Here is an 11,421-nt window from a genome sequence, read left to right on the forward strand (position 1 = left end):
AAATATCATACATAATCGTTCGCGTAGCTGGAGTTGGCGCTGAATCCGCACCGAGAGCTCTTGCCTGTTTTCGAGATACTGACGTTTCGCCTGAAAGCTTCAGGAATGTCCTTTTTTACTATCTAAATCAGGGAATTCCCCCATGAGATGTATTTACTCGCGGTAATATATAGCATATAATCCCTTTAAAACCAAGCGCTCCACTTCCATATAATGGGGATCACTTAGTAAGAGCTTACGAAACCTTAAGCCGATAAGTGGTTGCCGCTATGATTACTACCATTCAGAAAAGTCAGAGGTGATTTACAGTTGGATAAAGACAAAAAGATCAGCGAATTGGAGGAACAGTTAAGAAAACTTACACAACAATTATCTGATTTGAAACAAAACGAGGAATCCTCTTCTCCACGTGAGCATCAACAGTACAGTCAGGAACCTTTGCAACAACAACAACAACATCATCATCAGCAGCAGCTGCAGCAACAACAACAGAGCGGGATGCAGCAAGGGCCTGCAACAGGGGGGCAGCCGCCTCACCACGCGCAGCAGCAGGGGCCGCCTATATGGGACCCTCAGAACAGGCCAGACCAGCAACAGCAGCTTCAACAACAACAACATCATCATCATCATCATCATCATCATCATCATCAGCAGCAGCAGCAGCAACAACAGCAGAGCGGGTTGCAGCAAGGGCCTGCAACGGGGGGGCAGCCGCCTCACCACGCACAGCAGCAGGGGCCGCCTATATGGGACCCTCAGAACAGGCCAGACCAGCAACAGCAGCTTCAACAACAACATCAGCAGCAGCAGCAACAACAGCAGAGCGGGCTGCAGCAAGGGCCTGCAACGGGAGGACAGCACTCTCACCACGCACAGCAGCAGGGGCCGCCTATATGGGACCCTCAGAACAGGCCAGACCAGCAACAGCAGCTTCAACAACAACATCAGCAGCAGCAGCAGCAGCTGCAGCAACAACAGCAGAGCGGGTTGCAGCAAGGGCCTGCAACGGGAGGACAGCACTCTCACCATACACAACAGCAGGGGCCGCCTCATTACTCACAGCAGATGCAACAAGTGCCAATGCCGGGCGGACAACCCAACTACCCACAGCAGTCTCACCACTACCATCAGCAGGGAGTGCCAGCACAGTTGCCCGCCGGCAAACCAGCGCCGTCCCACGACTGGGAATATACTATTTCCCGTGTTTGGCTGCCTCGTGTATTCATCGTAGTGCTGTTGTTAGGGGTAATGTGGGGGTTCATGGCCGCTGTAAACGCCGGATACCTAAGTGAGCCCGTCCGTTGTCTTCTAGGCATCGTCTTGGCCGTAGCTATGTACTGGTTTGGAAACAAACAAGTTCAGCAGCAGCGGGAAGCGTTAGGACAGGTGCTTTTGGGCGGAGCGAATGCCATATTGGTGTTAACCTTTTTCGCTGCCCATATGTTATACGACATACTTCCAATCGGCATCGCTTTTGTACTATACATAATGTCCATCATTTTTGGCATATTTACGGCAGTACAGCACCGTTCGCAGACACTAGTCATCATTGCAATGCTTTCCGGGTTTCTCATCCCGTTTCTCATCAAGTCTCCTGACAATCCGTGGATGTTTATACTGTATGAAGCATTATTTTCAATCGCGATGATGCTAATATCCGTCCGCTTTGATTTTCGCGGAGCGTACATTGTCGCTTTTGCCGTGCTGCATGTCCCGCTTCTTCTGCTCTATGCGCAAGGAGACTATGATAAGAGCAAGTATCTAGTTCTAATTGCGGTAATTGTGCAGCACCTGGTGCTTTATACCATTACCGTAACCCATCGTTACCGTCACAAGCTTGACCAGATGATCCTGCTTCCGATCGGGTTCATTCTGTTATCTTTCTGGATTATAGGCCTGTATGGAATAGATGACAGTCCAGCATATTCTATACTTATTACATTATTGGCTGTACTGTATAGCATTACTGCTCTCACGTCCTTTAAGCGAAAAGGGATGGCGGATTTGTTTGCCTCAATCGCTACATACAGCTGGGTATTATTCCTGATTGAAAATGTTACTGCAGATTTCAGAGCATCCGTTCTGCTCATCATTGGATTATTATCCTTTTTGTTCGGCATTAAACTCAGAAGCGTTTTGCAGCAATCTGTCGGTTTAACTTTGTATTTGTATAGTACGTTGCTTATTATGTTTCATTGGATAGACCAGATTTTCTCTGCGGAGACTTTGGCTTGGATTTTACTCTTGGTTAGCTTCCCGATTCCTTATTTTGTCGTAAAAAGACAGCAGGAGCCGAAATGGGTACTCTCTCTATGGAAGGTGTTTAACTGGGGCGAAGCTTTGTTCGGCCTATTATTCCTTACCCAAATCACAAACATCCTGACTGAATCGTTAAATATTGAAATTCGGCACCTTACCTTGTCTTCAGTCTGGATCGTGTACTCCGTAGTTATTATTATTTTCGGTATTATCGCAAACAAATCAAGCGTCAGGCTGACGGGAGTCGTCTTCTTGTTCCTGCTATTACTGAAAGTCATCGTACTTGACCTGCCATGGGTAACTGTTGCGGTTCGTGCCATACTGTTCATTGCATTAGGTTTGGCCGGGATTATCACTTCGCGATTATTGTATAGAAAGAAACAGGATGTTGAAGAAGAAACCATTCCTCCTGTAAACTAAGCTCCATTGATGAAAAATCGTCAGGCAGGACTGTTGACAAAGAGTGGGCCAGAGGGATTGATCCCCTGACCCACTCTTTTATGAATTAAGGTTTTGCAGTGCTCTACCAAAACCCTTTAACCCGTTGCTTTGTAAACAGCCCCCGGATAGCATTTTATAGCGGTTTTATAGTGGTTTTATAGCAGTTACATGGCGGTTTTATAGCGATTTCATGGCGAGTCATGGCGGTTTTCCCCCTGAGCTTTCGCTGAAATTCTTTTGTATCAAATTATGATATAATCACGGCACAATAAATTTTTATCGCATTAAGGGAGGCTGTAGTACATGCTCACATTCCAACAGAAGCTTTCTATTTTCGAATCGTTCCCTCAGCTGCAGCGAAAAGATGTTTCACTCGGCCGTGTGAATTTTCATTATGAAGATAGCGTTCTGGATAAAAAAACAGTTGGCTATCATCTGCATCCTAACGGCAATGGCTTCGTTTACGCGGGGCTGATAGAGGATTACAGATTTCAGATTAACGACAAAGGATTTGTCAATATTCGCGACTATTCAGATCAACAACTGCGCCGTTTAATTGAGCAATCTATTCTGTCTCTTTCAGGCCCGGCTCCTGATTCGCCATCAACGACTAACGATACGCATCAGGCTCACTCCTATGTTGAAGACTGGTTCGATGCCAATCAGCAGTCTCTCCAGCTGAAACAGGAGGATGATCTATGGTATATTTACGCCGGCTCCAGCTTGGAAATGGTGTTCGAAACCCGGGAAGAAGCCGAAGAATACTTGAATGACGAAGGCTTTACCCGTCAAAGCACATCACGATAGTGGTGTAAATTTACATTTCAACCGCACCCGATTGCACTAAATCGGCGCTGCGGTTATTTTATTTTTTGTTTTTGTCAAGATTTTAAAAAAAGTGTTTGAATTTAGACACAAAATGTTTAATAATATGTAATAAGGACGACACAATTTGTTCACAAATATTTATTTCAGCGATAAGGAGCTGATTCACATGCAAAACCCAAAAACAGAGTATAAAAATGAGAGCAACTTATTTGCCTGGATTGTTGGATTAGGAGCATTTTACTCGGTTTTCTATGCCGTATTTACGATCTTAGCCATTCATGGATAGTACGTTTTATTGAGCTGCTGCTCCAATTTGGGTGGCACTGAATGAACCGAGTCATAAAATTATATAACAGTTACAGCCTTTAAGCCTCCCTGCGTACAGGGGGCTATTTATCTTCTAAGACACCAAAAACACCGCCAAACCAATGGTTCAGCGGTGCCCTGTTTGCCTATTTCGCCTTTTTTCCTATTTTACCTATTAGGCATCTATTGCACTGTCAATTACGTCTTGAGGAACTTTGATTTCTTCCACTTTATTGTGATTCGAAATCGTGCTCTTCATAACCATTTCCATAGTCATCTTTTGACCTTCGATGTCCATTTCCATTTCCATGGTTACATCAGCTCTTGATGAAAGATAAGTTTCTTTATTGATCGCATTGGTAATTTTAATACTCTTGATTGTCATCATTTCCATTAAAGCTTCAGATTGCTCTGCGTTACCGGTTCCGGCTTGGCTCATCAAGTCTTTCGCCAGTTCTTTAAGACCTTCTCCGGACAAGTCGGCTGATAAGATGTACTCATCGCCTTCTTCGGTTACCTTACTGTCACCCGCAATAGATTTAAATTGCTCCAGTTGAGCCTCAGGGTTGGCGGACGCTTCCATTTGCGCAACTAAATCACCCAAACTTTCAGCCGGCAGCTTAACCCACGTACCGTCAATCAGCGAGTAGATTCCTTCGTCTGTAATATACTGTTTTATTTCCGTTTTTCCTTGCGCACCCAAATCCATCGTCATCTCTTGATACATCGCAATTGGATCCTGCTGTATATCCATAGTCATACTGATGTCGATATTCTCATGAAGCTCTTCTCCATCTTGTTCCATCGTCACTTTCTGCTCAACATCCGCTATCATAGAGAAGCTCTTCAAATCTTTACTTGCCTCTGTAGCTTTAGTAATAAGCTCATCCACAGTAGGCAATGCCTGAGTTTCTGGTGCTTCTTTAGAGTTCGCGTTCGTTTCTGCAGAGTTCGCATTCGTTGCCGCTGAGGCGTTCGCATTGGCACCCGCTGCTTCTTTGTCTTTGCCGCAAGCGGTAAGCCCTACTAATAAAATTGCCCCCAATAATACTGCCGTCAGTTTCTTCAAGATGTTATCCTCCTAAATATGGTATAAGTCTCTTAAACATATTAACCAAATAACTCCATTAGTCAACCGGGTACATAGACCCATTAACTCACAGAACCACACCAAATTACCTATAAAAATGAAACTTTATACTCAATGTTCTAGCTATATTACGACTGCTAATCTATCATAATAAGCAGTATATCAGCTATATTTTTCTATAGTCTAAGGAGCTGTCATGAAGAACTTATTCGTTACTGGCTACCGCGCTCATGAGCTTGGCATATTCAACAACAAACATCAAGGGATTCCTTATATACAAAAGGCGATCCGTAATAAACTTATTCCACTTCTTGAAGATGGACTGGAGTGGGTAATTACCCCTGGACAATATGGCGTTGATTTATGGGCCTGTGAAGCCGCCATCTCGCTCAAAGCACAATACCCGCAGTTGAAATGCTCCATCATTACAGCCTTCAGCAATCCGGAAGAAAAGTGGAGCGATGAGAAAAAAGGTTATTACGAAGAGTTGTTGCGTAACATCGATTATTATGCGGCCGTCAGCAAAGAGCCCTACCAAGGCAAGTGGCAATTCATAGCCAGAGATGATTTACTACTGCGGAAGACAGACGGAATTCTTCTCGTCTATGACGAGGAAATGGGCGAGGGCAGCCCCAAGTTTATTAAACAGCGGGCCCTTCGTAAGCAATCGGAGGATGGATATTCAGTCCTCACCATAAGTGCCGAAGAAATCCAATCCCTTGCCGATGATGATGCAGAAACCCAATTTGAAGAAGAACAAACCTATGAAATGCTTGATCACGAGCTGGAGCGTGAGCCTTGAGCGTTAGCACGAGCTGGAGCGTGAGCTTGGGCGTGAGCTTGGGCGTGAGCCTGAACGTTAGCCTTGATCGTGATCTATGGCTTGAATTTATTGATTGCAAAAAAGCCGGGATGAGCTGGTTCCCTGGCTATCCAATTTAATTGGATTTCATGTATTTAATCTGTTCTAATCAGCCAGTATCGAGATTATAGATGGATTTCATGTATCTAAAAACGCTTGATTCACCTTTCCCGGCTCTAAACTTCGTCTTTAATGACACGAAATCCAGTTAATTACGCACTCTATGCCCGCTTTTAGGTTTTAGACACCAAAATTCCATCTATGATCCCCATCCAGTTATATCATTCATCAAATAGCACGATTTAACATTCATCAAACCTGCTTGAGTTGATACGCAAAACCTGATTGAGTCGATACGAATAACGCAAAAAGCCATTAGTCCAGCACTTGTAGGACTAATGGCTTTTGATTAGGCTCTGTTAAAGTTTAATGTTGATATTAATTATAAAAAATTCATTTCTCCCGCCATGCCTTGCTTCAAATTAAGAGCATTTCCGCTTATTTATCTCAACCCTGCCTCATCCATACGAGCATTTCACCAGGCTTGCGGTTGCCCCAATGCGCGTAAGGGACGGCGACGACGGGGACTGTCACATAAGCGGGCTGGAACCCATCATACAACTTCCCCTCCCAGTATCGAAGATCGGAGCGTTCTCCTTCCGCACGAATGATTACAACTCCTCCAAGCAGATCGTCTCTATACTCTGCTTTGAAGTCCGATGACGATGACAGATTCAGACGAATATCGGTTAGATCTGCCCCATTGTCTACTTCCTCCAAGCAATACACGACAGGGCCTCTTTGCAAGGCAACCTTGCCTGCGTTCTCATGAACCTTTGGATGGGAGGCGATCCTCTGCACGGACATCGGCAACTGCAGCGTGACCCGGTCACCTTCCCGCCACTGACGGCGAAGCTTTATATAACCTCGCTCAATGACGGATGGAACATTGATGGCTTCATCGTTTACCCTCAGCTTGGCAGACGGCGCCCATGCCGGCAGTCGAAGACAAAGGTCAAATTCCACAGGCTGAGCCGCATGGATTTGAACAGCAATATGTCCTTCCCAAGGATAGCGCGTATCCATCACCAAGCCAACCTGCTGCCCGTCGACTTCCAGCTTGCATTCATGCGCAGCATACAGATGAACATAGACACTGTCCCCAGCGGTAGTATAAATATAGCGATCCAGCGAAGAGATCAACCGCGCGATATTGGGCGGACAACAGGCGCATCCAAACCACGGAACCCGCTCCGGCTCGACGTGCTTCATATCGTAACGATATCTGGCTACCTGGGGATGAACCTCCAATGGATTGACGTAAAAATATTTTGTCCCGTCTAGTGAAATTCCGCTCAGCGCTCCATTGTATAGCGCTCGCTCCATCACATCGGCATATTCACGATTCGGCTCCAGCTGCAGCATGCGCACTGCCCACATGATCAGTCCGATCGCAGCACATGTCTCGGTATACGCCGTATCGTTAGGCAGGTCATAATCTACCGTAAACCGTTCCGCATGGCCTTGAGAACCCAAACCTCCCGTCACATACATCCTTTTGGTGGTCACATGTTTCCATAACTCAATAAGGGCATTCTTCAAGCCTGTATCCCCAGTCAGCAAGGCGAGATCAGCCATAGCAGAATATAAGTACATCGCCCGAACGGCATGACCTTCTGCGGTTTCTTGCTCTCTGACCGGAGCATGGGCTTGGTGATAGTCCAAGGCAAACCACCGGTCTTTAAAATCGTTCCCAAAAGTAGGTTCACTCTCCAGAAAACTAGGTTGCTTGCCGCGTTCATTAACGAAAAATTGGCTGAGCTTTAAATGCTTATCCTCCTTTGTCACTCGGTACAATTTAACTAAAGCGAGCTCAATTTCCTCATGCCCGTCGTAGATTTGCAGCTGATCTGCCTCCGGCCCGATCACGCGATCGATGAGATCAACATATCTGCACATAATATCGAGAAATTTACGTTTCTTCGTCGCTTCGAAATAAGCAACAGCTGCCTCGATCAAATGGCCTGCACAGTATAGCTCATGGCCGAAGCTTTGATCCTTCCACCTTTGCTCGGGAGCAGCGACCGTGAAATAGGTATTTAAATAGCCGTCCTCCTGCTGGGCTCTTTCCATCAAGTCCACGACCGCATCGATAATCTGCTCCAGCTCAGCATTCGGCGTGTGCTGCAGGCTGAAGCTGGCTGCTTCTATCCATTTGGCCACATCGCTATCCTGAAACACCATGCCGTGGAATTTGCCATCCGTTTCTCCCGCTGCGATACGGAAATTTTCAATCGCATGGCTGGGCTCGGCTCCCGGTATTTGATCATTTAATGCGCTCCATTGGTAAGGAATAACCTGCTCAGCCATTTGCTTCATTCGCGGATACCAGTAATTGTCGGCAAAATCAATCTTCTTCACATGCACCTTGTTCATAATACTCCTATTCCCCCTTCAGTCCTGATAGTGTCACCCCGCGGACAAACAAATCCTGGGCGAACAAAAAAACAATAATGATCGGAAGAACGCTTAATCCCGTCGCGGCCATCAGCGAAGGCCAGTCCGTCGAATACATGCCCTGCATATTGGCCAGCCCTAACGTTAACGTCATTTTATCCATGGAATTCAGGAAAATCAGCGGATTAATAAAATCATTCCAGGTACCCATGATAATGAAAATACCCAGCGTCGCCATAGCCGGCTTGGATAGCGGCACAAATATTCGCCAGTAGATGCCGAACGGGGTACAGCCGTCGATTTTGGCAGCTTCCTCCAGTGAATCCGGAATCGTGATAAAGAACTGGCGCAGCAAAAAGGTGCCGAATGCCGAGACAAGCATCGGTAAAATCAGGGCCGCATGCGTGTCCATTAATCCATAGAACTTCATCAGAATGAAATTCGGAATCATCGTGACCTGCGGCGGAATCATCAGCGTAGCCAGATAAAGCCCGAACAACCCTTCGCGAAAACGAAAGCGCAGCCTGGCGAATACATAACCCGCCATGGAACTGGTTATCAGCTGCACGATCGTTACGATGACCGTGATTTTCAAGCTATTAAAGGAGAAGCGAAAGAACGGAAACCGTTCAATCATCGCCGAATAATTTTCAAACTTTAGCCTTTCGCCCACAAAACGCGGCGGGTACGTAAACACCTCACTAAGGTCTTTGAGGGAGGTGGCGATCGTCCAAATAAACGGAAATAGCATCACGGCAGAGCCTGCAATGAGAAACAGATGTGCCGCTAATTTCACCCAAGTCGGTTGCTTCATGCTCCATCCTCCTCTTTTTAATAAACATTCGACCTATTTTGTCTCCAAAATTGCAGTAAGGTGATCATTAATACGATAAAGAACAGCACGTAGGCAATCGCACTGGCATAGCCCATTTGGAAATACTGGAACGCATTTTGATAAATATAATAAACGAGCACAGAGGTCGTTCTCGCCGGACCGCCTTGTGTCATCAGATACACCGTATCGAACACCTGAAAGGAGTTGATAATCGCCATGACCGTCACGAAAAAGGTCGTTGGAGACAGCAGCGGCACCGTGATGTTCCAAAATTTCGAATACCATTTGGCCCCATCGATTTCAGCCGCCTCGTAATAGCTCTCCGATATTCCCTGCAATCCCGCCAGGAAAATCAGCATATTAAATCCGAGACTTTTCCAGATCGCCGTAATCATGATACCGATCATCGCCCATTTCGTGCTTGTCAGCCAGGTTGGGCCCGTGATGCCAAGCCAACTGAGCGCATAATTGAGTAGGCCGTATTGCGGGTTATAAATCCACTGCCAAATCACTGCTACCGCCACCATGGAGGAAATAACCGGAATAAAGAATGCAGCCCGGTAAAATCGTATAAAACGCAGCTTCTGATTCAGTACATTCGCCAAGAACAAAGAAATAACAATGCCGATTGGCACACTTACCGCCGTAAAATAAATCGTATTCCACAACACCTGATGAAAGGTTTCATCGGCCAGCAAATGTGTGTAGTTATCGACGCCAACAAACTTAAAATTGCTCGTTAAATCCCATGATGCAAAACTGATCACGAATGTAGCCACCACGGGAAGCAGTACAAACATAAGAAATCCCAATAAATTCGGCAGCAGCATGAGAAAAGCCCATATGCCGTCTCTGTAGAGCAAGGGTTTTGCCAGCTTCATGAATTTCACCCCGGAAGTCATAACCCGGACATTGGATCCATCCGGGTTATTCATATTTAATGGATTTGTGCCGTCAGCTTTTAGCTTCAATTTCCGCCAATACCGGATATCGTGTCATTCGCCGACTTCTCAATATTCTGCAGCGTTGTATCCAGCGGCTGGGCTCCATAGAAGAAGGCATCCAATTGAGCCGTCGTATCCTCCTGGATTTTCTGGCTGCTCAGCATTGCATAAGGATACACTTTGGAGTTCAGGAAATAAGGAATCATACTCTCAAAGCCTTCCGGGTGCACGCCTTCCGTAAGCCATTTTTGAATGCCTTCCTCGGTGTATAAGGATTTCCGGTTCGGCAGCCATAAGCCCGCTTTCACGTTCTGCAGCTGGTAATCCTCGGAAGACAGGAATTTGATCAATTTCCACGCTTCCTCCGGGTGCTTCGTGCTCTTGGAGGCGACATGCAGATGAGCCTGGCCATGCGTTACCGCTTCTTTGAACTTGGGCAGCACGCCTACGCCTACTTCGAAGTTCATATTTGCAAGTTCCTGGAGCGCCCAGGAGCCGTTGACGAGCATAGCTATTTTTTCGGTTTGCAGCATCTGCGATGAACTCATCCCGCTGTTCTGCAGCAGCTTCGATTCTGGAGTTACGCCTTCGATAGATCTCAAATCATAAATTTTCTGCAGCGCTTCCTTCACTTCCGCCGTATTCGCTGCGGAGCTCTTTAGATCTTCAGAGAACCAGTTGCCTCCGTTGCTCATGATAAGAGCGATCGTCTGATAATAGTCCTCCAGACCATACACGCCGTATTGCTCGACTTGGTCGCCTTTTTTAACCGTCAGCTTCTTAGCGACCTCGGTGAACTCTTCCCAAGTCCATGCTTCGCTCGGAGCGCTTGGCGGATAAGGTAGACCTGCTTTGTCGAAAATTTCTTTATTGTAATACAGAACAGGCGCAACGATACAGGATTCGATACCGTAGAAACTGCCGTTCACCGTGCTTAAACTGACGGCGGAGTCGATGAGATCATCCGGGTTAAAATCGCTTGCTACATAGCTGTCCAGGTTCAATAAAAAGTCTCGTTTCACAAAATCGCGATAATAATCGCTTTGCAGGAAAAATACGTCCGGGGCCTCGCCTCCGAGTTGCATCGCCTGCATTTTAGCGACGTACTGCGTCCCATTCGGAATCGTCGTATAATCTACTTTGATATTCGGGTTCTGCTCCATGAACAGCTCGATGCCCTTTTTCACGCTCTCCGTCTCTAGCGGGCTTACCTCCCAGCCCATAAATTTCAGGGTAACTGTCTTGTCTTCACCTGCTCCTTGATCTGTACGATTTGCAGAGCCTCCTTCTTTACTTCCTGCGCCTGAATTGCCGCCACAGGCTGAGAGCAGCAGTAACAGGATCAGCACGCTGGACCAAATTATTCCCCACCTTTTTTTCATACATAAAAACCTCCAAT

General features: G+C 46.3%; 8 protein-coding genes. 3 read left to right on the forward strand and 5 right to left on the reverse strand.

Annotated elements, in window-relative coordinates; all coding sequences use genetic code 11:
- The first annotated feature begins 309 nt into the window (after positions 1–309).
- Both G358_RS0109935 and G358_RS0109940 read left to right on the forward strand, forming a co-directional pair.
- Entirely contained in the window at positions 310–2,679 is a 2,370-nt protein-coding gene (locus G358_RS0109935) for a DUF2339 domain-containing protein (protein ID WP_157274320.1), read from the forward strand.
- A gap of 324 nt (positions 2,680–3,003) precedes the next feature.
- On the forward strand, positions 3,004–3,507 hold the full coding sequence (locus tag G358_RS0109940; protein WP_019637064.1) for a hypothetical protein: 504 nt from the start codon (positions 3,004–3,006) through the stop codon (positions 3,505–3,507).
- A 502-nt stretch (positions 3,508–4,009) separates the two neighbouring features.
- Here the strand turns inward: G358_RS0109940 and G358_RS0109950 are convergent.
- Positions 4,010–4,903 (reverse strand): DUF6612 family protein, encoded by an 894-nt coding sequence (locus G358_RS0109950; protein ID WP_019637066.1) that lies wholly within the window; start codon positions 4,901–4,903, stop codon positions 4,010–4,012.
- Positions 4,904–5,120: 217 nt separating this feature from the next.
- Between G358_RS0109950 and G358_RS0109955 the strand changes: the two genes are divergently transcribed.
- The gene (locus tag G358_RS0109955; protein WP_019637067.1) at positions 5,121–5,726 is read left to right on the forward strand and encodes an SLOG family protein; all 606 of its coding nucleotides are present in this window, start codon (positions 5,121–5,123) and stop codon (positions 5,724–5,726) included.
- Positions 5,727–6,293: 567 nt separating this feature from the next.
- Here G358_RS0109955 and G358_RS0109965 read toward each other — a convergent pair.
- The 4 genes from G358_RS0109965 to G358_RS0109980 all read right to left on the reverse strand — a co-directional run bounded on the left by G358_RS0109965 (position 6,294) and on the right by G358_RS0109980 (position 11,404).
- Positions 6,294–8,222, reverse strand: a complete 1,929-nt coding sequence (locus G358_RS0109965) for a glycoside hydrolase family 127 protein (protein ID WP_019637069.1) — start codon at positions 8,220–8,222, stop codon at positions 6,294–6,296.
- A gap of 7 nt (positions 8,223–8,229) precedes the next feature.
- A complete protein-coding gene (locus tag G358_RS0109970) occupies positions 8,230–9,057 on the reverse strand; it encodes a carbohydrate ABC transporter permease (protein WP_019637070.1) in 828 nt (275 codons plus the stop codon).
- 17 nt (positions 9,058–9,074) lie between these two features.
- Positions 9,075–9,959: a carbohydrate ABC transporter permease gene (locus G358_RS0109975; RefSeq protein WP_051107671.1), complete on the reverse strand. Its 885-nt coding sequence runs from the start codon at positions 9,957–9,959 to the stop codon at positions 9,075–9,077.
- An 86-nt stretch (positions 9,960–10,045) separates the two neighbouring features.
- Positions 10,046–11,404: an ABC transporter substrate-binding protein gene (locus tag G358_RS0109980; RefSeq protein ID WP_019637072.1), complete on the reverse strand. Its 1,359-nt coding sequence runs from the start codon at positions 11,402–11,404 to the stop codon at positions 10,046–10,048.
- Positions 11,405–11,421 lie beyond the last annotated feature (17 nt).

The organism is Paenibacillus fonticola DSM 21315, assembly GCF_000381905.1.
GTDB classification, from domain to species: Bacteria; Bacillota; Bacilli; order Paenibacillales; family Paenibacillaceae; genus Fontibacillus; species Fontibacillus fonticola.